21 protein-coding genes are annotated in these 20,022 nt (G+C 67.4%); 8 read left to right on the forward strand and 13 right to left on the reverse strand.

All coding sequences use genetic code 11. The features are described 5' to 3' along the window. Window positions 1-69: 69 nt before the first annotated feature. Both BBJ41_RS27575 and BBJ41_RS27580 read left to right on the forward strand, forming a co-directional pair. On the forward strand, window positions 70-501 hold the full coding sequence (locus tag BBJ41_RS27575; RefSeq protein WP_069749372.1) for a nuclear transport factor 2 family protein: 432 nt from the start codon (window positions 70-72) through the stop codon (window positions 499-501). Further along, on the forward strand, window positions 498-1,910 hold the full coding sequence (locus tag BBJ41_RS27580) for an MFS transporter (protein ID WP_069749373.1): 1,413 nt from the start codon (window positions 498-500) through the stop codon (window positions 1,908-1,910). The genes BBJ41_RS27575 and BBJ41_RS27580 overlap by 4 nt, the downstream gene beginning before the upstream one ends. Before the next feature lie 59 nt (window positions 1,911-1,969). Here BBJ41_RS27580 and trhA read toward each other — a convergent pair whose 3' ends face one another. From trhA to BBJ41_RS27595, 3 genes are all read right to left on the reverse strand, one after another. Beyond that, a complete protein-coding gene (gene trhA / locus BBJ41_RS27585) occupies window positions 1,970-2,590 on the reverse strand; it encodes a PAQR family membrane homeostasis protein TrhA (protein WP_069749374.1) in 621 nt (206 codons plus the stop codon). A 195-nt stretch (window positions 2,591-2,785) separates the two neighbouring features. Continuing rightward, the gene (locus tag BBJ41_RS27590) at window positions 2,786-2,992 is read right to left on the reverse strand and encodes a YbdD/YjiX family protein (protein ID WP_006480280.1); all 207 of its coding nucleotides are present in this window, start codon (window positions 2,990-2,992) and stop codon (window positions 2,786-2,788) included. Window positions 2,993-3,004: 12 nt separating this feature from the next. Next, a complete protein-coding gene (locus tag BBJ41_RS27595; RefSeq protein ID WP_069749375.1) occupies window positions 3,005-5,083 on the reverse strand; it encodes a carbon starvation CstA family protein in 2,079 nt (692 codons plus the stop codon). Window positions 5,084-5,355: 272 nt separating this feature from the next. Between BBJ41_RS27595 and dapF the strand changes: the two genes are divergently transcribed. After that, on the forward strand, window positions 5,356-6,180 hold the full coding sequence (dapF, locus tag BBJ41_RS27600) for a diaminopimelate epimerase (RefSeq protein ID WP_069749376.1): 825 nt from the start codon (window positions 5,356-5,358) through the stop codon (window positions 6,178-6,180). A gap of 206 nt (window positions 6,181-6,386) precedes the next feature. On the opposite strand, the gene BBJ41_RS27605 is transcribed toward dapF, so the two are convergent. From BBJ41_RS27605 to BBJ41_RS27615, 3 genes are all read right to left on the reverse strand, one after another. Further along, window positions 6,387-6,815, reverse strand: a complete 429-nt coding sequence (locus BBJ41_RS27605; RefSeq protein ID WP_069749377.1) for a PRC-barrel domain-containing protein — start codon at window positions 6,813-6,815, stop codon at window positions 6,387-6,389. Between the two features lie 163 nt (window positions 6,816-6,978). After that, window positions 6,979-8,109 (reverse strand): 3-deoxy-7-phosphoheptulonate synthase, encoded by a 1,131-nt coding sequence (locus BBJ41_RS27610; RefSeq protein ID WP_069749378.1) that lies wholly within the window; start codon window positions 8,107-8,109, stop codon window positions 6,979-6,981. A gap of 193 nt (window positions 8,110-8,302) precedes the next feature. Next, entirely contained in the window at window positions 8,303-9,619 is a 1,317-nt protein-coding gene (locus tag BBJ41_RS27615) for a lipase family protein (protein WP_069749379.1), read from the reverse strand. A gap of 403 nt (window positions 9,620-10,022) precedes the next feature. Here BBJ41_RS27615 and BBJ41_RS27620 point away from each other — a divergent pair, with 403 nt between their 5' ends. Further along, window positions 10,023-10,577, forward strand: a complete 555-nt coding sequence (locus BBJ41_RS27620; protein ID WP_069749380.1) for a hypothetical protein — start codon at window positions 10,023-10,025, stop codon at window positions 10,575-10,577. A gap of 28 nt (window positions 10,578-10,605) precedes the next feature. Further along, window positions 10,606-11,028 (forward strand): hypothetical protein, encoded by a 423-nt coding sequence (locus BBJ41_RS27625; RefSeq protein ID WP_069749381.1) that lies wholly within the window; start codon window positions 10,606-10,608, stop codon window positions 11,026-11,028. Window positions 11,029-11,107: 79 nt separating this feature from the next. On the opposite strand, the gene BBJ41_RS27630 is transcribed toward BBJ41_RS27625, so the two are convergent. Beyond that, window positions 11,108-11,815, reverse strand: a complete 708-nt coding sequence (locus BBJ41_RS27630; RefSeq protein ID WP_069749382.1) for a YceH family protein — start codon at window positions 11,813-11,815, stop codon at window positions 11,108-11,110. A 440-nt stretch (window positions 11,816-12,255) separates the two neighbouring features. Between BBJ41_RS27630 and BBJ41_RS27640 the strand changes: the two genes are divergently transcribed. Continuing rightward, the gene (locus BBJ41_RS27640; protein ID WP_069749384.1) at window positions 12,256-13,020 is read left to right on the forward strand and encodes an SDR family oxidoreductase; all 765 of its coding nucleotides are present in this window, start codon (window positions 12,256-12,258) and stop codon (window positions 13,018-13,020) included. 16 nt (window positions 13,021-13,036) lie between these two features. On the opposite strand, the gene BBJ41_RS27645 is transcribed toward BBJ41_RS27640, so the two are convergent. The 3 genes from BBJ41_RS27645 to BBJ41_RS27655 are packed head-to-tail and all read right to left on the reverse strand — an operon-like array spanning window position 13,037 to window position 15,467. Then, window positions 13,037-13,741 (reverse strand): MOSC domain-containing protein, encoded by a 705-nt coding sequence (locus BBJ41_RS27645; RefSeq protein ID WP_069749385.1) that lies wholly within the window; start codon window positions 13,739-13,741, stop codon window positions 13,037-13,039. Then, window positions 13,738-14,634: a dihydrodipicolinate synthase family protein gene (locus BBJ41_RS27650; protein ID WP_069749386.1), complete on the reverse strand. Its 897-nt coding sequence runs from the start codon at window positions 14,632-14,634 to the stop codon at window positions 13,738-13,740. The genes BBJ41_RS27645 and BBJ41_RS27650 overlap by 4 nt, the downstream gene beginning before the upstream one ends. A 50-nt stretch (window positions 14,635-14,684) precedes the next feature. Continuing rightward, window positions 14,685-15,467 carry an aldolase gene (locus tag BBJ41_RS27655; protein ID WP_069749387.1) on the reverse strand — a complete coding sequence of 261 codons (783 nt, stop codon included), beginning with the start codon at window positions 15,465-15,467 and terminating at the stop codon, window positions 14,685-14,687. Between the two features lie 134 nt (window positions 15,468-15,601). Here BBJ41_RS27655 and BBJ41_RS27660 point away from each other — a divergent pair, with 134 nt between their 5' ends. After that, window positions 15,602-16,144, forward strand: coding sequence for a helix-turn-helix domain-containing protein (locus tag BBJ41_RS27660; RefSeq protein ID WP_047902171.1), 543 nt, complete (start codon window positions 15,602-15,604; stop codon window positions 16,142-16,144). A 30-nt stretch (window positions 16,145-16,174) separates the two neighbouring features. After that, entirely contained in the window at window positions 16,175-16,912 is a 738-nt protein-coding gene (hutC, locus tag BBJ41_RS27665) for a histidine utilization repressor (RefSeq protein ID WP_069749388.1), read from the forward strand. 79 nt (window positions 16,913-16,991) lie between these two features. Here hutC and BBJ41_RS27670 read toward each other — a convergent pair whose 3' ends face one another. The 3 genes from BBJ41_RS27670 to BBJ41_RS27680 form a co-directional block, all read right to left on the reverse strand. Continuing rightward, on the reverse strand, window positions 16,992-17,840 hold the full coding sequence (locus BBJ41_RS27670; RefSeq protein WP_069749389.1) for a phytanoyl-CoA dioxygenase family protein: 849 nt from the start codon (window positions 17,838-17,840) through the stop codon (window positions 16,992-16,994). Between the two features lie 31 nt (window positions 17,841-17,871). Then, window positions 17,872-18,672, reverse strand: a complete 801-nt coding sequence (locus BBJ41_RS27675) for an ABC transporter substrate-binding protein (protein WP_069749390.1) — start codon at window positions 18,670-18,672, stop codon at window positions 17,872-17,874. A gap of 537 nt (window positions 18,673-19,209) precedes the next feature. Then, a complete protein-coding gene (locus BBJ41_RS27680) occupies window positions 19,210-19,884 on the reverse strand; it encodes an ankyrin repeat domain-containing protein (protein WP_069749391.1) in 675 nt (224 codons plus the stop codon). Window positions 19,885-20,022: the final 138 nt, after the last annotated feature.

Here is a 20,022-nt window from a genome sequence, read left to right on the forward strand (position 1 = left end):
GACGTGAAACGTCCCGCGGCGCCGCGCCCTTACAGTGGGTTCCGTTATCGACACCTCCAGGAACCCGCCATGACACACGCCGACGCCGATGCCCGGCGCATCCATGAAAACTGGCACGCCGCCGTCGTCGCACGCGACCTCGATGCGCTGATGTCGCTGTACGCGGACGACGCGGTGCTCGAAACGCCGCTCGTCGTCGTCACACTGCCCGCGCACGGCTCAGGCGTGCTGCGCGGCAAGGCCGCGATCGGCGAATTCTTCGCGGCCGGCCTGCGCAACCCGGGCAACAGGCTCGGGCGCTGGTATCGAACCGGGCTGTTCTTCTCGAACGGCCGCCTGCTCACGTGGGAATATCCGCGCGAAACGCCGGAAGGCGACCAGGTCGATCTCGTCGAGGTGATGGATCTGCGCGACGGACTGATCGTCCATCATCGTGTGTATTGGGGCTGGGTCGGGTTCCTCGCGCTGCAGGCCGCCACGCCGGCGCCCGGCCGCGCATGACGGCCGCCGCGCCGAACCGGGCCGCGGCCCGTCGCGTGCTCGCCGCGACCTGCGTGAGCTACACGCTGGTGCTGCTCGACGCGTCCATCGTCAACGTCGCGCTCACCGACATCGCGCACACGTTCGGCAGCCGCGTGGCCGGCCTGCAATGGATCGTGAATGCGTACACGCTCGCGTTCGCAAGCCTGCTGATGACCGGCGGCACGCTCGGCGACCGGCTCGGCGACCGCACCGTCTATGTCGCGGGGCTGGCCGTATTCGTCGCCGCGTCGGCGCTGTGCGGCCTCGCGCCGACCCTCCCGGCACTCGCCATCGCCCGCGCATTGCAAGGCGTCGGCAGCGCGATGCTGGTGCCCTGCTCGCTCGCGCTGATCCACCGCGCGTTCCCCGAGCCGGCCGCGCGCGCGTCGGCGATCAGCGTCTGGATGGGTTGCGGCGGCATCGCGATGGCGTCGGGCCCGCTGATCGGCGGCCTGCTGATCGACCTGTTCGGGTGGCGCAGCATCTTCTTCGTGAACCTGCCGCTCGGGCTCGCCGGCATCTGGCTCGGCCGCACGGTCGCGCGCGCCGCCGCCACCGCCGACGCATCGCGGCATTTCGACTGGGGCGGCCAGGCAGCGGCCATCGTCGCGATCGCGGCGCTGATCGGCACGCTGATCGAAGGCCCGTCGCTCGGCTGGCGCTCGGCGCCGATCGTCGGCGGCGCGGTGACGAGCATCGTCGCGTGGATCGCGTTCATCACGATCGAAGCGCGGCGCCGCGAGCCGATGCTGCCGCTCGCGTTCTTCCGCAATCGGCTGTTCGCGGGATCGACGTTCGTATCGATGGCGTCCGCGTTCGTGTTCTACGGTTTGCTGTTCGTGCTCAGCCTGTTCTATCGGCAGATTCGCGGCGCGAGCCCGCTCGACACGGGGCTCGCGTTCCTGCCGATGACCGCAATGGTCGCGCTCGGCGGGCTGTGCTCGGGCCGGCTCGTTGCGCGCTTCGGTGCGCGCGGAACGATGTGCGCGGCGTTCGGGCTATATGCGGCCGGGGCGCTCGGCATGACGGGCATGGGCGCGACGACGCCCGCATGGCTCGCCGTCGCGCCCATGCTCGCGATCGGCTTCGCATCGGGGTTCATCTCGCCGGCCGCGACGTCGCCGGCGCTCGGGACCGTCGATCGACGCCGGACCGGCGTGGCGGCAGCCGCGCTGAACGCGGCGCGCCAGAGCGGATCGGCGCTCGGCGTGGCGATCTTCGGCGCGTGCCTCGCGACGCTGCAGCCGTTTCCGGTTGCGATGCGCGTGGCGTTGGGCCTGGCGGTCGTGTTATCGATACTTGCCGCGACGACGTGGTGGATCGCGACCCGGACGGTTTCGGCCGCCGGCGAACGCCCTGCGCCGATGCACACGGCCGGGCACCAATAGCCCGTTCCCCGGCCGACGCGCCCTTCACGCGCCGTCACCGGCTCAACGCGGCATCCCGCTCAGGCGACATACATCGCGACACTGACGAACTGGCACAGGCTGCCGGCCAGCACGAACAGGTGCCAGATGCCGTGCCCGTGGCGGATGCGTTCGTCGTTGATGAAGAAGTAGATGCCGACGCTGTAGATGACGCCGCCGGCCACGAGCCACGCGGTGCCGATCGGCGGCAGCGCATGGAGCAGCGGGCGCACCGCGACGAGCGCCAGCCAGCCCATCAGCACGTACAGGATCATCGACAGCATGCGCGTGCGCCGCCCGAGCGTCAGCTCCTGCACGATGCCCAGCACGGCGAGCCCCCAGCTCACGCCGAACAGCGACCAGCCCCAGGGGCCGCGCAACGTGACCAGCGTGAACGGTGTGTAACTGCCGGCGATCAGCAGGTAGATCGCCGAATGGTCGCATTTCTGCAGGATCGCTTTCAGGCGCGGATTGCGCACGCTGTGATACAGCGTCGAGATCGCATAGAGCAAAAACAGCATCGCCCCATACACGCTGAAGCTCACCACCTTGTACGGATCGCCTTCGAGCGCGCCCATCGTCACGAGCGCCACGAGACCGACCACCGACAGCACCGCGCCGACGAGATGGGAAATGCTGTTGAAACGCTCACCGACATGCACGACGTGTTCTCCTGCGCGGGTCCATCGGGGGAAAGGGTTCCATGATACCGGCCGCCGGACATCGCCGTGCTGCGCGCCGGCAAACCGCGCGTCCGGGCCGGCGACACGCGGGCCGCCGGCCCGCCAAAGAAAAAGCGCCGCGACATTCATCGCGGCGCTTTCCTGTCGATCACCGTGCCGTCTAACCGGCCCGGCTCAGCAACACTTCCCGGCTCCCGACCCGTACCGCGCGTTCTGACGCTCGCGGAAAAATTCCTCGTACGTCATCGGCTCGCGGTCCGGATGGGTTTCGCGCATGTGCGCGACGTAGGTGTCGTAGTCGGGCAGGCCGACCATCAGCCGCAACGCCTGCCCGAGGTAACGCCCCGCACTGCGCAGGTCGCTGCCAAGATCGCTGAACATCGCGGCCTCCCCTTAACGTCCGCTGCCGAGCGCCTGTGCGGCCGGCATGGCTTCATACGGCGTTTCGCGCACGGTCGGCTTCGACTCGCGGCGCGCGCGCAGCACAGCGATCAGGCCGTACACCGCGATGCTCACGACGACGAACATGAACAGCCCGGCCAGCGCCGCATCGATGTAGTCGTTGAAGATGATCCGCTGCATCTGCGCGATCGACTTGGCCGGCGCGAGCACCTTGCCTTCGTCCACCGCGGCCTGCAGCTTCGCGGCGTGCGCGAGGAAGCTGACCTTCGGGTTCGCATCGAAAATCTTCTGCCAGCCGGCCGTCAGCGTGCAGATCAGCAGCCACGCGGTCGGCACGATCGTCACCCATGCATAACGCTCGCGCTTCATCTTGAACAGCACGACGGTGCCGAGCACCAGCGCGATCGCGGCGAGCATCTGGTTCGAGATGCCGAACAGCGGCCACAGCGTGTTGATGCCGCCGAGCGGATCGACCACGCCCTGATACAGGAAGTAGCCCCACGCGGCCACGCACAGCGCGGTGGCGACCAGGTTCGCGGGCAGCGACTCGGTGCGCTTGAGCGCCGGGTGGAACGTGCCGAGCAGATCCTGCAACATGAAGCGGCCCGCGCGCGTGCCGGCGTCGACGGCCGTCAGGATGAACAGCGCCTCGAACAGGATCGCGAAGTGATACCAGAACGCCATCATCGCTTCGCCGCCGATCACCTGGTGCAGGATGTGCGCCATGCCGACGGCCAGCGTCGGCGCGCCGCCCGCGCGCGCGATGATCGTCGTTTCGCCGACGGCCTTCGCGGTCTGCGTGAGCATGTCGGGCGTCAGCACGAAGCCCCACTGCGTGACCGTGTTCGCGACGGCTTCCGGCGTCGAGCCGAGCACGGCGGCCGGCGCGTTCATCGCGAAGTAGATGCCCGGCTCGATCACGCACGCGGCGACCAGCGCCATGATCGCGACGAACGATTCCATCAGCATCGCGCCGTAACCGATGAAGCGCGCGTTGGTTTCGTTGTCGATCAGCTTCGGCGTCGTGCCCGACGAGATCAGCGCGTGGAAACCCGACACGGCGCCGCACGCGATCGTGATGAACAGGAACGGGAACAGGCCGCCCGACCACACGGGGCCCGAGCCGTCGACGAACTTCGTCAGCGCGGGCATCTTCAGTTCCGGTGCGACGACCAGGATGCCGATCGCGAGGCCGAGGATCGTGCCGATCTTCAGGAACGTCGACAGGTAGTCGCGCGGCGCGAGCAGCAGCCACACCGGCAGCACCGATGCGACGAAACCGTAGCCGATCAGGATCCACGTGAGTTGCGTGCCGCTGAACGTGAACCACGCGGCGAGCGTCGGCGACGCGGCCACGTTCTGGCCGAACGAGATCGCGGCCATCAGCCCGATGAAGCCGATCACCGACACTTCGCCGATGCGGCCCGGACGGATGTAGCGCGTATAGACGCCCATGAACAGCGCGATCGGAATCGTCGCGGCGACGGTGAACGTGCCCCACGGCGAGTTGGTCAGCGCCTTCACGACGATCAGCGCGAGCACGGCGAGGATGATCACCATGATCAGGAACGCGCCGAACAGCGCGATCACGCCGGGCACCGTGCCGAGCTCCATCTTGACGAGATCGCCGAGCGAGCGGCCGTCACGGCGCGTCGAGATGAACAGCACGATGAAGTCCTGCACCGCGCCGGCGAACACGACGCCGGCCAGGATCCACAGCATGCCGGGCGTGTAGCCCATCTGCGCGGCGAGCACGGGCCCGACGAGCGGGCCGGCGCCTGCGATCGCGGCGAAGTGATGGCCGAACAGCACGTACTTGTTGGTCGGCACGTAGTCGAGGCCGTCGTTGTACTTGACCGCCGGCGTCATTCGCAGCCCGTCGAGCTGCATGACCTTGCTGGCGATGAAACGGCTGTAGAAGCGATACGCGATCAGATACACGCAGACAGCGGCGATCACGATCCAGAGGGCACTGACGCGCTCGCCGTGCGCGAGTGCGATCGTTCCGAACGAGAACGCGCCGAGTAGCGCGACCGCGATCCAGAGCAGGGTACTGGAAGCCCGATTCATGGCGTCTCCTGGTCTCCAATGTGGTTTTAGATGGCATGCGACGAAGGGGCCGCACGCACGTGACGTCGATGCGTCGTGCCGGGATCTCGCAAAGGCCCCGGCGATGGGCCGTAGTATTCCGTGCGACAGGGGCCGCTTACAAGCGGATAACTACGTACGCGGGGCTACGTAGAATTACGTAGCCCCGCGCCTTGCGCGCGTCGCGCCGACCGTGATTGATCGCAGCCGGCGCGGCACGTACAGTGTTTGCCTGCCTCGATTCCGGAACCGCCATGCCAATCCGATTTCAGAAGATGAACGCGAACGGCGACGACTTCGCCGTCATCGACCTGCGCGGGCAGGATCAGGCGGACGTCGTCGACGGCGACCTCGCGCGGCGCATGGGCGACCGGCGTCTCGGCATCGGCTTCAACCAGCTCGCCGTGCTGTCGGACTGCGACGACGCGGCGGCCCGCGTCGTGTTCTGGAACGCCGACGGCTCGCCGCTCGACACTTGCGGCAGCGCGACGCGCGGCGTTGCATGGAAAGTGATGCGGGAAACCGGCGCTGCGTCGGTCGTGCTGCGCACGAATCGCGGGCGCCTGCACTGTTCGCACGACGCACACGGACGGGTCACGGTCGAGATGGGCGTGCCGCGCGTCGGCTGGCAGGACGTACCCGTCGCCGAAGCCGTCGATACGCTTGCCCTTCCGCTGCCCGGCGCGCCGGCCGCGTGCAACATGGGCAATCCGCACTGCACGTTCTTCGTCGAGGATGCCGAAACGATCGACGTCGCAGCGCGCGGGGCCGTGATCGAAACACATCCGCTGTTTCCGCAGAAAACCAACGTGCATTTCGTTCAGGTCATCGATCGCGCGCATATCCGCCTGCGCATCTGGGAGCGCGGCGGCGGCGTGCCGCTCGGTTCGGGATCGTGTTCGTGCGGTGCGGTGGTCAACGGCATCCGGCGCGGGCTGCTGGACGATACCGTGCGCGTGACCTGCGACGGCGGTGACGTCACCGTTCGATGGGACGGCGCCGGCAGCGTGTTCCTGGGCGGGCCGGTCGCGTTCGGGTTCAGCGCAGTGTGGGTAGACGGGAAGATGCCGGGAAGTTGATCGCCGGCGTTCGCGGTACGGCGTGAATCACGATACCGGTTCGCGCCAGGGGCACAGCAGTAACGTCATCGATCGTCAACGCAATCCATTCGCCACCACGGTGCGGCGCGGGGGTTCCAACGATCACGCCGACACGCGGCGCCATTCATGGCACCGCGGCCGGCCGGACCCGACGCGTCGCGCGCCGGGCCGCCATGCATCGACGATCAGTGCTTGTCGTCGACCTTCTTCGGCTTCGGCGGCGACGGCACCTTCGCGTACTGGAACGCCGGCGTCGCCTTCAGCGCATCCTTCGTCGCGCCCGGCAGGTAGATGTTGCCGCCGCGCACGTCGAGCGACGCGATCGGCACCGCGACGTCATGCGCGGCCACGCCGAGGAAGCCACCGGCCGACACGATCGCCGCCGACACCGAGCCGTCCGGCGCGACGATCAGGTCACGCACGGTGCCGACCTTCTGGTTCGCGTCGTTGTAGACGGCCTTGCCGAGCACGCTTTTCTTCACGCTCCAGCCTTCGAGCAGTGCTTGCGATTGCTCGACGGTCACGCTGAGCGGCTGTGCGCCGGCGATCTGCGCGTGCGCGCTGACGCTCGATGCGAGGACGGTTGCTGCGATGAGGGTTTTGTAGAACGCCATACTTTTATGTACTCCGGTGAATTGTTGTCGGTATCGGCAGCCGGCCGCGCCGCCACCGTGCATGCGCCGCATGAAGCACGGCGGCTCGCGCACGACGCATCGCACCGGCCCATGTTAGCGCCACTCGCGCAACGCTGCATCGGACGCGATGACGCAGCAGCCGTCACGCATTGCGCGAATACACGCGCCGATGCCGCACCGCCTCGGCCAGCACGTCGAGCACCGGCTCGGTCTGCGTCCAGCTCAGGCACGCGTCGGTGATCGACACGCCGTACTTCAGCGGCACGCCCGGCTTCAGGTCCTGGCGCCCGGCCTCGAGATGGCTCTCGACCATCACGCCGACGATCCGGTGCTCGCCTTGCGACAGTTGCCGCGCGAGATCCTGCGCCACCTCGATCTGCCGCTCGTGCGACTTGTTCGAGTTCGCGTGCGAGCAGTCGACCATCACCTGCTCGCGCAACCCGGCCTTGCGCAGCACCGCGCAGCATTCCTCGACATGCGCGGCGTCGTAGTTCGGACCGTTCTTGCCGCCGCGCAGGATCACGTGCGCGTCGTCGTTGCCGCGCGTCTCGAAGATCGCGGCCATCCCCATCTTCGTCATCCCCATGAACGCATGGCTCGCGGCCGCGGCGACGATCGCGTCCGACGCGACCTGCACGCCGCCGTCGGTGCCGTTCTTGAAGCCGATCGGGCAGCTCAGGCCCGATGCGAGCTGGCGATGGCTCTGGCTCTCGGTCGTACGCGCGCCGATCGCGCCCCACGCGATCAGGTCGGCGATGTATTGCGGGCTCAGCAGGTCGAGGAATTCGGTCGAGGCCGGCAGGCCGAGCGCGTTGATGTCGAGCAGCAACTGCCGCGCGGCGCGCAGCCCTTCGTTGATGCGGAAGCTGCCGTCGAGGCGCGGATCGTTGATGTACCCCTTCCAGCCGACCGTCGTGCGCGGCTTCTCGAAGTAGACGCGCATCGTGATCAGCAGGTCGTCCTTCAGCGCATCGGCCGCGACCTTCAAGCGGCGCGCGTAGTCGAGCGCCTGGTCGTGATCGTGGATCGAGCACGGGCCGACGACGAGCAGCAGCCGGTCGTCGCGGCCGTGCAGGATGTCGCCGATCGCGCGGCGCGTATCCTCGACGAGCGTCTGCGTGGCGGCCGGCACCGGCAGCTCGTCCAGCAGCAGCGCGGGCGAAATCAGCGGACGCACGGCGCCGATGCGGACGTCGTCGATACGCGTGGTGTCCTGCGTCGCGTCGGCGCTGCCTACCTCGCGATCGTGGGAAGGATTGTCGAGGTTCTGCATGGTGATTCTCCGGGGGACGTCTGGAATTGTGGGCAGGCTCGATTATGGCACCCGGGAGAGGCGGCAGAGGGCCGCGGCAGGGAAAGCGGGCGGCCGGCGGACGCGGTAACGCGACAGACGTCAAGACACGGAAAGAAAAAAGGCGACCCGTCGAGGGTCGCCCGGCCATTCGCCGTTTCGCGCGTCGTCGCGTCTAATGCAGCGTTTCGGGCGCCAGCGAATTGCTCGGCAGCAGCGCCGTCAGCCAGCAATTGCTCGGCGCGGCTTTCCCGTTGAAGCGGTCGTAGAGCCACGGCAGCATCCCGGCCACCCACGGCACGATCGCGCCGGCATGCTCGAGCGGATACTCGGAGTACACGACCGGCGTACCGCTCGAACAGAACTTCTGCGCCAGCGCGCGCACATCGTACGCGAGCATCACGCCGTCGCCGACCTGGCTGCTGAACGTACCGTCCAGCGCGCCGGCCGTCCCCTGGCCGATGAACATCGGGATCGTCGGCGACGCGGCCAGCCCGGCGTTCACCTTGTTCGCATACGTCACATACGCGGGAATGCTGTTGATGTCGTTTGCATATTGCGGCTTGAGCAGCGTCGCCCAGTGCAGCCCCGTGTACTTCGGCAGGATGTACGCGAGCGACTGGCTCTGGATGTCCTTGAACACGGCGACGCCGGTATCGCTGAGATACGGCGTCAGGTCGAAGTTGTAGCCTCGCGACAATCCGGCGAGCGCGGCCGCGGCGACGCCGCCCCACACGATGCTGCCGTCGACGTAACGCAGATTGTGCGCGGGGTCGACCAGCACGCCGCCTTCCGCCGCGCCGACGAGCTGCTTGTTGATGTCGGGCGCATAGCTCGGCGCGAGTTGCGCGGCCCAGTTCGTCGCGATCGCGCCGCCGGAATAACCGATCATCGCGACCTTGCTCGACGGGTTCAGGCCGGTCGACGGCGTATTGAGCGCCGCGCGGATCGAATCGAGCGTCGTCATCCCGTATTCGGGGCCGGCGGCGAAGTCGGCCGTCTGGCCTTCGGTGTCGGGCACGATGATGTTGTAGCCGAGCAGCAGCAGCGTCGACAGCGGAATCGATTCCGCGCTGTACAGCAGCGTGCCCACGTTGATGACCTTGGTGACGTCGCGATCCCCGGCGATCACCTGCGACGGCTCGTCATACGGGTTCAGCGAATCGTAGGCCGACTGATATGAAATGGCCTGGCCGTTGCTGACCGCGCTCCGGATCACCGACGTCACGTTGACGACCGGCTGGTTCTGCGCGTTATTGGTGCGATACAGCAATTGCTGTGCGGTCAGCGCGGTCGGGATGCCGGCCACGTGATAGGTGACGTTGCGCGTCTTGAGCACCGTGCCCGGTGGAATCGATGCCAACGGCGTGGAACCGCCGTACGTGTAGAACGGATCGGATACGGCCGGCGCGCCGGCGCTGGCCGGCGGCGCAGCAATGGCCAGCGCGGCGGACACGGCGGCCGCGGCAATCATGAAACGTCGGGAGGACATGGGTAAGGCCCCTTGGATAACCTGCGTTCATCGAAGGAAGTTCGGCGGTGTTGCAGACCATCGCGATTGCCGCGTCAATACCGTTTCCGAGCCATCGACTGTCTCCTGTAAATGAATGATCCGGCCTGTTCTGAATATGTAATTTTAGTAGGAGTACAAACCGGGCTTCATTGAAGCACAACGGGAACGCGATCGATGCGCGTTTTCCGTTGTTTGAAAGTAAACGTCTAAATCCGTCGCGCGACGATGCAGGGGCCCGGCCGTTCGGCCGACTGTCCGCGCCCGAATGAAGTGCCGTACGATCACGACTGTCCGTTACCGAAGCGGCCCGTCGTGCGACACAGGCCGCACGGCGCACCGCCTGCCTGTGACCGATCGTTCCACGCTCAACCGACACGCCACGATGACCGTATCCGAACTGCTCCGCGCCATCCGCCAACCCTACGCCGACCTGCTCGCGAAAGCCGCGGCGCAACCGGCCGTGATCGTCGAGCCGGCCTACCGGCGCGCCGACGGCACGCTCGCCACCGAAGGGCCGCTCGCGCTGCCGTGCCGCGCCGACACCATCGCAGCCGAAGGCGAATCGGCCGGCCAGCCCGCGATGATCGATTCGACCTCACAGCTGGATTTCAAGCCGCTCGCGTTCGACCTCGAAACGGCAGCCGTGTCGATCCATCCGTTCGTATGGGACTGGGCCACGATCGAGGCCGACGGTCTCGACGAAAGCGCGGCGATCGATGCATTCAAGACGTGGTTCCTCGCATGGTTCGATGTCGACGACGAAAACGCGCCGGCCGAAGACGGGCTGCACGGCATCGTGCACTACCTGTCGGAACCGGTGCGCACGGAACAGGGGTGGCGCGTCAATGCGGATCTCGGTTCCGCGCCCGAGACGGCCGTCGAGGATCTGCTGTTCCGGCTCGTCGATGCGGGCGCCACACGGATCAGCGTCGGCTGAAATGCATCAGCCTCATTCACGCACCGTCATGAGAAAAACACTTGCCGCCCTGCTGCTGTGCATCGCGCTGCCCGCGTCGGCCGAAGTCAGCACGGAAGTGCTGTGCTTCAGGACGAACGGCGACAAGCCCGTGCGCTTCGAATTGCGCACGTACTACGACGACGTGGCCAGGTGGTCCGGAGGCGTCGTCCGGTATGCGAAATCGAAGGCGGCCATCCCGCTGCTGTTCAAGCATCGCGACGAGGAAATACTGGCGGAGGGCCGGCCGTATCAATACACGACGACGTGGTGGGAAATGGTCGACGGCAAGATCAACGGCGAATACGAAATGATGAGCCAGGGCGCCGTGGTCTATTCGATGACCTACACCAGCGCGCGGACCGGCAAGAAGACCGATTTCGCGTGGGCGACGGATGTCGACGCGTCCGCGAAATCAGGGTGCCGCTGGTAGCGACGGCGTCACGGCGATTGGCGCCTGCTGCGCGGCGCGCGTGCATGCGCGCCGGTCATGCGTCACAACGAGGTGTCGGTCAGTTCGCGTCGCCCTGCGCGTCGACGTCGATGCCCAGCTCGGTGGCCATCCGCTGAACCAGCGCATTCAGTCGCGCCACTTCGTCGGCAAGGCGCTTCTGTTCCGCCTTCAGCGCTTCGAACTCGGAAGGCGGCACGGAATCCGCGCCGCCGGTATCCGGGCTGGCGAAGTCGGCCACGTTCACCTCGCCGCACATCAGGTGCATCCAGCGGTTCTCGCGCGCGCCCGGCGCACGCGGCAACCGGACGACGAGCGGCTGCGCACGCGCCGCGAGTTCGTCGAGAAACGCCTCGACCGACGAGATATCCGCGAAGCCGTGCAGGCGAGCGCTGTTCAGGCGCAGTTCGGCGGCCGTCTGCGGGCCGCGCAGCAGCAGGATCGTCAACAGTGCGATTGCCTGGCTCGGGATGCCGAGCACGCGGTTCGCGTTGTGCTCGAAGCGCGGCACGCGGCTGCTGCTGCCCTCCATCACGAGGCTCAGGTGCTTCAGCCCGTCGATTGCGGTCGTCACTTCGTCCTCGCTGACGCTCATCACCGGCGAGCGCGCGGTTTTCTGGTTGCAGCCGGCAGTCAGCGCGTTCAGCGACAGCGGGTAGGTGTCCGGCACCGTGTGTTGCTTCTCGACGAGCACGCCGAGAATGCGGGCCTCGAGGGGCGTGAGTTCGCGAAGGGCGCGTGGCGTGGGCGTATCCGGCGTGGTGTTCATGAGTGGCTTCGCAGCGTGCAGCGGGTGAAGGGAAACGGTCACGGCCCGTCCGGCATCGCGCACGGGCGAGCCATATGATAGCTCGCGACGCCCGGCCGGCACCGTTCGCCGCGCCATCGCGCGCACTTGCCGCAGCCGCTTTCGTCCAACGTATCGGCCGCGCCGCGATGCTGGCGCGCGGCACGCGCGAATTCGCCGGCCGCACGCGCAACCGCTTGCGACCGCATGCGCAGGAATCGCACCTGCGTTTGCGCGACGCGCATGCCGGCGCTACGATATGCGCTCACGCGAGCACCCGCGGCGCCACGCGCGTCCGCCGCGCATGCAACCGCACTCGCGCGGCGATACCACGCTTCACCCACCCAGCCCGTACTACCGCCACGCCTGCGCGCCGCCCGTCAATACCGCTCGCCCGTTCACACTTTCACCGGTTCACCGTCATGACTGCATCCTCTTCCGCACCGCATGTGCGCGCCATCGTCACGGGACACACGCGCGGCCTCGGCGCCTCGCTCGCCGACCAACTGCTGCAGGAAGGCATCGCCGTGCTCGGCGTGTCGCGCAGCCGTCATCCGTCGCTCGCGTCGCAAGCCGGCGATCGTTTCAGCGAAGTCGAACTCGACCTGTCGGATTCGTCCGCCGTCGCGGCGTGGCTGGCCGGCGATACGCTGCGCAACTTCGTCGACGGCGCATCGATCGTGCTGCTGTTCAACAACGCGGGCATCGTCGATCCGATCGGCGCGCTCGCCGCGCAGGACCCGGCGATCGTCGCCCGCGCGGTCGGCCTGAACGTCGCGGCGCCGCTGATGCTGTCGGCCGCGCTCGCACAGGCGGCGTCCGCCCCCACCGAATGCCGGATCCTGCATCTGTCGAGCGGCGCGGCGCGTAACGCGTACGCGGGCTGGAGCATCTACTGCGCGACCAAGGCCGCGCTCGATCACCATGCGCGCGCGGTCGCACTCGACGCGAACCGCGCGCTGCGGATCTGCAGCGTCGCGCCGGGCGTCGTCGACACCGGCATGCAGGCGACGATCCGCTCGACCAGCGAAGACCACTTCCCGCTGCGCGAGAAATTCGACCAGCTGAAGGCAAGCGGCGCGCTCTCGACGCCCGAGGCAGCCGCTCGACAGCTGATCGGCTTTGCGCTGAGCGACGCGTTCGGCGCCGAGCCGACGGCCGACGTGCGGGACCTGCCGGCCAGGTAAGCCACGGCGCGGCTCGTCATCCTTCGAGCCGCTTCGTCCAGTCTTCGACCTGCCGTTCGGCGCGGCGCTTGTCGAGCATCTTGCGCCATCCGGGCGGCAATGCCGGAACGTCGCACAGCGCATCGAGCGCGGCCATGTCGAGCGTGCGCCGGTACAGCACGTCGAGCACCGCCGACAGCGGCCATTGCGGATGCCGGCGCTCATGCAGCGCCAGCACGTCGCCCGGCGCCACCCAGCCTTCGTGCAGCACGCGGTAGTACCAGCCGGTCCGGCCGCTTTGCTGCACGAGCGCGGCCATCCGCGGATGATCGAAGCGCGCGTTCAGCTTCCAGCACGGCTGCCGCGACTGCGACACCTGCAGCACCGCGCCGCCCACCGTGAACACGTCGCCGAGACACACATCGTGTTCGGTCACGCCCTGCGTCGACAGGTTTTCGCCGAACGCGCCCGGTTGCGCGAGCACGTCGCGCGCGCCGATCTGCGCGGACCACCACGCATAGTGGTCGTGCGCGTAGTGGTGGACGGCCTTGTCGGGGCCGCCATGATGTCGCGAATCGGCCTGCTCGTCGCCGGCAAAACCGAGCGTACCCAGCCATAAACGCGAATCGACCGCCCGCTTGTCGATCGCGCTCGCGTGCGGCGTGCCAGCAAGCGGCCGGCTTGCGCCGATCCGCACCGCGCCGATGCTGACCGCGATCGCCGGCCGTGCTTCGCCGCTCATGCCGTCACGTCGCCCGGCAATGCCGCGAGCAGGCGTTCGAGCTCGCGGGTGCGTGCGTCGCCCAGCGGCAGCAGCGGTTTCCTCGGTTCGCCGGCGTCGAAGCCGCGCAGCCGCAAGCCGGCCTTCACGGTCACCGGCAGCCCGCCGTTGACGATGAACTGCAGCAGCGGCAACTGCGCATGAAAGACCGCCCTGGCGCGCGCCACGTCGCCCGACTGCATCGCGTCATACAGCGCGAGCGGCAACGCGGCATTCAGGTTCGGCGCGGCGGTACACCATCCGGCCGCGCCTGCGGCCAGCGCGGCGAGCGCCATCGGGTTGCTGCCGTTGTAGAACGGGATCGTCCCGTCGCTCAACTGCGCGAGCCGGTGCATCCGCCCGATGTCGCCGGTGCTCTCCTTGACCATCGTGACGTTGTCGACCGTCCGGCAGATCGTCGCGATCAGGTCGGGCGACATGTCGACGCCGCTCGTCGCCGGGTTGTTGTACAGCATGACGGGAATGCCGATGGCGTCGCCGATCGCGCGATAGTGCGCGACGATCTCGTCGTTGCCGAGCGTCCAGTACGACACCGGCAGCACCATCACCGCATCGGCGCCAGCCTGTTCGGCGAAGCGCGCGCGGCGCACCGCGCCTGCGGTGGTGAGATCGGAGATGCCGACGACGGTCGGCACGCGCCGGCGCACCGCGCGAATCGACGCGGTGGCGACCGCTTCCCATTCGGCGTCGGACAGGTACGCGCTCTCGCCGGTACTGCCCAGCGGCGCGATCGCGTGAACGCCGTCGGCGATCAGGCGCTCGATCAGCGCGTCGAGCGCTTTCAGGTCGACGCCGCCATCGGCGGAAAACGGCGTGACCGGGTAGGCAATGATGCCTTTCAGCAGGATTGACACGATGTGAACTCCACAATGATTCGTGAATGCGGCAGGCGCGATACGCCCGTTCAGGCGACGCAGTCGCGGTGCGTGCGCAATGCGCGGCGCGCGTAATAGTCGAACGTCACGGCATCGCGCTTCGGCTTCGAAATCCAGTCGTGCGCTTCCCGCGCCAGCGCCGGCGGAACCGGCCGGATCTCGCCGGCCGACATTGCGAGCAGTTGCAGCTTCGCGGCGCGCTCGATCAGCAGCGCGAGGATGCACGCCTCCTCGATCGTCTTGCCGACCACCAACTGGCCGTGATGCGACAGCAGGATCGCGCGCTTGCCGCCGAGCGCCTTCGAGATGATCTCGCCCTCCTCGTTGCCGACCGGCACGCCGGGCCAGTCCTTCAGGAACGCGCAATCGTCGTAGAGCGGGCAGGTATCCATGTGCGACACGACGAGCGGCTGCTCGAGCATCGACAGCGCCGCGACATGCGCCGGATGCGTGTGGATGATGCAGTTCACGTCCGGGCGCTCGCGATAGATCCACGTATGGAACCGGTTGGCCGGGTTCGGGATGCCTTCGCCGTCCACCACCTCGAGATCCTCGTCGACGCGCAGCAGGTTCGCGGCCGAGATTTCGTCGAAGCCGAGCCCGAGGCGCTGCGTGTAGTACGTGCCGGCGTCGCCCGCGCGGCAGGTGATCTGCCCGGCAAGGCCCGAGTCGTGGCCCGCGTCGAACAGGATCCGGCACGTCAGCGCAAGCTTCTGCCGCGCCGACCAGCCGCTGTCGCCCACCTCGTTTTCAAGGCGCCGCTCCGCCAGCGCGACCAGCGCTTCCTTCGTCAAGTTCAGCGTTTCCGCCATGTTCGCCTCCTGAATGGATCGGGTCTGCCGCGCCGTCCGCGGCCGTTTCCCCGGAGATTCAGGACACACGATACACCACAGGACACTTTGTGTCATGCGTTACAATCGGTTTTTCGAAGGACACCTGGCGCCCCATGACGATTCGCCTGAAACTGCTGAGAAAACAGAAGGGCTGGACGCTCGATGTGCTGGCCGACGAGACCGGCCTCACCAAGAGCTATCTGTCGAAAGTCGAGCGCGGCCTGAGCGTGCCGTCGATCGCGGTCGCGCTGAAGCTGTCGAAGGCGCTGAATGTCGACGTCGAGCAGCTGTTTTCGGAAAGCAGCAATCGCGAGCTGATCACGGTCACGCGCGCCGGCGAGCGCACCGCGATGGGCGCGGCGGCCGACAGCCACGCGCACCGCTTCGAAAGCATCGCGGCCGGCGTCGCGCCGAAGAAGATGCTGCCGTTCGTCGTGCATCCGCCGCACGAATTCGTCGCGTCGACGTTCCGCGAGCACGAAGGCGAGGAATTCCTGTTCGTCCACAAGGGGCGCGTCGAAATCGAATTTCCGAACGAGACGGTGCAACTCAAGACCGGCGATTCGGTCTATTTCAACGCACTCATCCCGCACCGCACGCGCAGCCTCGGCGCCGCGCAGGCAGAGATCCTGGTCATCGTCAGCCACGACGACTAGAACCGTCACTTCTTCGCGCAAGGACCCCCGATGGTCACGAAGGCCACCGCACCGTTCCAGCAGATCAAGACGCTCGTTCGCCAGAACGTCGAGTCGGGCGACTGGCGCCCCGGGGACCGCATTCCGTCGGAGCTCGATCTCGCCGCGCAGTTCGGCGTCGCGCGCATGACGGTCAACCGCGCGCTGCGCGAACTGACCGAAGAGGGTGTGCTCAAGCGCATCGCGGGCGTCGGCACCTTCGTCGCCGAGGTGAAGCCTCAGTCGAACCTGTTGATGATCGCGCACATCCGCGACGAAATCCGCGCGCGCGGGCACGAATATCGCTGCCGCGTGCTCAGCCAGTCGAGCGAGCCCGCGTCGTTCGACGTCGCGGCCGCGTTCGGGCTGCCGGTCAACACGCCGGTCTTTCATGTGGTCTGCGTGCATGAGGAAAACGGCCGCCCGATCCAGCTCGAGGACCGCTACGTGAACCCGGCCGCCGCACCCGGCTTCATCGACCAGGATTTCCAGACCGAGCCGCCGTCCGAGTACCTGTTCAACAACGTGTCGCACTACGAACTGGAGATCGAACACGTCGTCGATGCGTCGCTGCCGACCGGCGAACAGGCGCGGCTGCTCGACATGCGCGCCGACGAGCCATGCCTCACGCTCACGCGCCGCACCTGGACGAACGGGCTGCCCGTCACGTTCGTGCATTTCCTGCATCCGGGCAACCGCTACCGGCTCGGCTCGCGCTTCAAGCCGGGCGCGGGGCGTCATCCGACCTGATTCTTCATCGCGCAGCGCATAAAAAAGCGCGGCGGCCGCTTCGTCATGAAACGGCCGCCGCGTGCGTCATGCGCGCCGGTCAGATCGCGCCGGCCTGCCCCGCGCCGCGCGACCACACGACTGGAAACAGCGGGTGTTCGAGCACCGCGCCGTCGGGCAACTGATCCGAGAGCCCCGGGAAATCCGGCGACGTCTTCCAGCGGCGCGGCGCGTGACGAATATCGTCGCCGACGAAGCGGATCGAGAATGCACGCCGGCGGTTCTGCGTGCCGCCCGACGCATGCAGCGTGAGCATCCGGAAACACACCATGTCGCCGGGCTCGAGCGCCCAGTGGCGGATCGGGAACGCCGCGCGATCGGCTTCGATGTCGGGCAGATCCGCGAGGCTGCCTTCCGGGAACCACTTCGCTTCCTTGTCCATGAACGTGCGCGGCATCAGCCACGGCCCGAGATGCGAGCCCGCGACGAATTCCAGCGTCGATTCGAGCGGCACCGGATCGACCGGAATCCACATGCTGACGTTGTCGTCGCCTTCGATGTTGTAGTACGGCTGATCCTGGTGCCACGGCGTGCGCTGCCGCGTGCCGGGCTCCTTCACGAGCAGGTGGTCGTGATGCAGCCGCACGCTCTCCGTGCCCATCAGCGCGGCGGCCACCGACGGCGCCGGCGAGCGCACGATGAAATCGCGGTATGCGTCGTTGTGCTGCCAGTTGCAGAAATCCTCGAAGAACCAGCCCGGATCGTCGGGCCGGCTCGCGACTTTCGCGCGCTCGCTCGGCTGCGCGAGATTCGCGTCGATGCCGGCCCGCAGCGCGGCCACTTCGTCGGGCGAAAAGATGCCCTTGATGCAGACCGCGCCTTCCTCGCGGAACGCGGCGATCAGTTCAGGCGTCACGGCTTGCGCGACGCGATCCTGGATACTCGTCATGGTGTGCCTGTCGGATGAATGAATCGTGGAGTCACGGTGCGGAGGCCACTTGCTTCGCGCCGTAGATGTCGAAGTCGAAGTATTTCGCGGCGATCTTCTGGTACGTGCCGTTCGCGCGGATCGCGACGATCGCGTCGTTCAGCCGCTTCTTCATGTCGGCGTCGCCCTTGCGCAGCCCCATCGCGACGCCGTAGCCGGTGATGCGCACGTCGGTCACGTCGGGGCCCGCGAACGCGTAGCCCTTGCCGCGCGGCGTCTTCAGGAACGAATAGCCGGCCTGCGTCTTGTCCTGGAAGGTCGCGTCGAGGCGGCCATTGACGAGATCCTGGTACACCTGGTCCTGGTTCTGATACGACACGATCGTCACGCCCTTGGTCGCCCATTCGGCCTTCGCGTACGCCTCCTGTGTCGTGCCCTGGTCGATCCCGATGCGCTTGCCCGCGAGCGACGCGGCGGTCGGCAGCAACTTCGAGCCGGCCGGCGCGACGAGCGCGCCCGGCGACGCATACAGCTTGTTCGAGAAGTCGATCTGCTTGAGCCGCTCGTCGGTGGCCGTCATCGCGGACATGATCACGTCGAACTTGCGCGCGCGCAGCGCCGGGATCATCCCGTCGAAACCCTGCTCGACCCACACGCACTTCGCGCGCAGTTCCTCGCAGATCGCATTGCGCAGATCGATGTCGAAGCCGGCGAGCGAGCCGTCGGGCTGCTTCGCCTCGAACGGCGGATACGTGGGATCGATGCCCCAGCGGATCGTCGACGTGTCCTGCGCGAACGACACGAGCGGCGCGAACGCCAGCGCGGTAACGAAAAGCTTTGCAGTGCGGTTCATGGCGGGTCCTTGAAGGTCTCGACGCGGCGGGCGGCCGCCGGCGTCCGGTGGATGGCGCCGCGCCGGGGTGCCGGCGCGGTGCGCGTAAGACGGGACTTCGATGAAACTGCGATGCAGTCTAGACCGCTCAATTTTTGAGCGCAAGCGGGAAGAACGATGGGGGCGTGGACGATGGGGTGGCCGGGGCCGGAATCGGGATGGAACGGCGATATGAAGCTTGTTCTACGTGAATTTGGCTGAAATTCTCATTGTTTACGGTGTTTACCCTGTGCGACGCACAGTCGTGACAGAGCGTGTTTTTACGGATATCCACAAGGGGACGCTATCTGTATCGGGAAGAAAGTCGATATGTCATCCAGGTTCGCTATCCGGTATTGGCTACGCACCCTATACCGCGTCGACCATCCACCACGAACCAGCGGGCAGAGCCCTGCCTTGCACCGTTTCGACTGACAAAGCTCGTCGGGTGGCCAAGGGGCTTTTCATCTTTCCGGAAGGAATGGGTCCGGCTTCAACGCATTCCGGCCCCGCTGACCCCTACCGTGCCCCCGCCTTCACCAGCACCCGCTCGATCGCCGCATACCCGCGCCGCCGCGCATGCTGCAGCGGCGTCTCGCCGTTCGAATCCGCGAGATTGACGTCCGCGTGCGCGTCGACGAGCAACTGCACGATCCGGACATAACGCTCGCTGCCGTCGCCGAGCATGATCGCCTCCAGCAGCGCGGTCCAGCCGAGCCGGTTCACGTGATCGACGTTCACGCCCGCGTCGATCAGCGTGCGCACCGTGTCGACGTGGCCGCGCTCCGCCGCCGGAATCAGCGCCGTGCCGCGATACCGGTTCGTGCTGCGCAGGTCGGCGCCGTGCGCGAGCGTCATCCGCAGGATGTCGAGATAACCGCGCGCGCCGGCATACAGGTACGGGCTGTCCTGGATCGCGTCCTTCGCGTTGACGTCCGCGCCCGCGTCGATCAGCACGCGCGCCGCATCGACGTGATTGCCGTGCGTCGCGAGCAGCAGCGCCGTGCGGCCCTGCCCGTCGCGCGCATCGATCTGCGCGCCGCGCTCGAGCAGCGTGCGGACTTCGCGCGCATCGCCGCGGTCGGCCGCGCCGCGCAGCCGGCCCTCGAGCGCGCCGCCGTCGGCGGCGGCCACGGCCGATGTCAGCGTGGTCAATGCAAACGAGCCGATGATCGCGATCCGTTTGAAAAACATCCCGCTTCCTCCTCGCGTACCCGCGCTCGCCGATGCGCGTCCGATGCGATGCGTCAGGCGCCCGCGTGGCGCCGCGCGACGCCGCGCCGGGTCCGGCGAAACCGCGATTGCCCGCGGCGTCCGGTCATGTTAAAAGTC

It is taken from the genome of Burkholderia stabilis (genome assembly GCF_001742165.1).
Classification (GTDB): domain Bacteria; phylum Pseudomonadota; class Gammaproteobacteria; order Burkholderiales; family Burkholderiaceae; genus Burkholderia; species Burkholderia stabilis.

Bases quoted from the DNA above. Each gene is read 5' to 3' on its own strand.
- BBJ41_RS27575 (WP_069749372.1), top strand. From the start codon at position 70: ATGACACACGCCGACGCCGATGCCCGGCGCATCCATGAAAACTGGCAC.
- BBJ41_RS27580 (WP_069749373.1), top strand. From the start codon at position 498: ATGACGGCCGCCGCGCCGAACCGGGCCGCGGCCCGTCGCGTGCTCGCC.
- BBJ41_RS27590 (WP_006480280.1), bottom strand. From the start codon at position 2,992: ATGTTCAGCGATCTTGGCAGCGACCTGCGCAGTGCGGGGCGTTACCTC.
- BBJ41_RS27595 (WP_069749375.1), bottom strand. From the start codon at position 5,083: ATGAATCGGGCTTCCAGTACCCTGCTCTGGATCGCGGTCGCGCTACTC.
- dapF (WP_069749376.1), top strand. From the start codon at position 5,356: ATGCCAATCCGATTTCAGAAGATGAACGCGAACGGCGACGACTTCGCC.
- BBJ41_RS27605 (WP_069749377.1), bottom strand. From the start codon at position 6,815: ATGGCGTTCTACAAAACCCTCATCGCAGCAACCGTCCTCGCATCGAGC.
- BBJ41_RS27610 (WP_069749378.1), bottom strand. From the start codon at position 8,109: ATGCAGAACCTCGACAATCCTTCCCACGATCGCGAGGTAGGCAGCGCC.
- BBJ41_RS27615 (WP_069749379.1), bottom strand. From the start codon at position 9,619: ATGTCCTCCCGACGTTTCATGATTGCCGCGGCCGCCGTGTCCGCCGCG.
- BBJ41_RS27620 (WP_069749380.1), top strand. From the start codon at position 10,023: ATGACCGTATCCGAACTGCTCCGCGCCATCCGCCAACCCTACGCCGAC.
- BBJ41_RS27625 (WP_069749381.1), top strand. From the start codon at position 10,606: ATGAGAAAAACACTTGCCGCCCTGCTGCTGTGCATCGCGCTGCCCGCG.
- BBJ41_RS27630 (WP_069749382.1), bottom strand. From the start codon at position 11,815: ATGAACACCACGCCGGATACGCCCACGCCACGCGCCCTTCGCGAACTC.
- BBJ41_RS27640 (WP_069749384.1), top strand. From the start codon at position 12,256: ATGACTGCATCCTCTTCCGCACCGCATGTGCGCGCCATCGTCACGGGA.
- BBJ41_RS27645 (WP_069749385.1), bottom strand. From the start codon at position 13,741: ATGAGCGGCGAAGCACGGCCGGCGATCGCGGTCAGCATCGGCGCGGTG.
- BBJ41_RS27655 (WP_069749387.1), bottom strand. From the start codon at position 15,467: ATGGCGGAAACGCTGAACTTGACGAAGGAAGCGCTGGTCGCGCTGGCG.
- BBJ41_RS27660 (WP_047902171.1), top strand. From the start codon at position 15,602: ATGACGATTCGCCTGAAACTGCTGAGAAAACAGAAGGGCTGGACGCTC.
- hutC (WP_069749388.1), top strand. From the start codon at position 16,175: ATGGTCACGAAGGCCACCGCACCGTTCCAGCAGATCAAGACGCTCGTT.
- BBJ41_RS27670 (WP_069749389.1), bottom strand. From the start codon at position 17,840: ATGACGAGTATCCAGGATCGCGTCGCGCAAGCCGTGACGCCTGAACTG.
- BBJ41_RS27675 (WP_069749390.1), bottom strand. From the start codon at position 18,672: ATGAACCGCACTGCAAAGCTTTTCGTTACCGCGCTGGCGTTCGCGCCG.
- BBJ41_RS27680 (WP_069749391.1), bottom strand. From the start codon at position 19,884: ATGTTTTTCAAACGGATCGCGATCATCGGCTCGTTTGCATTGACCACG.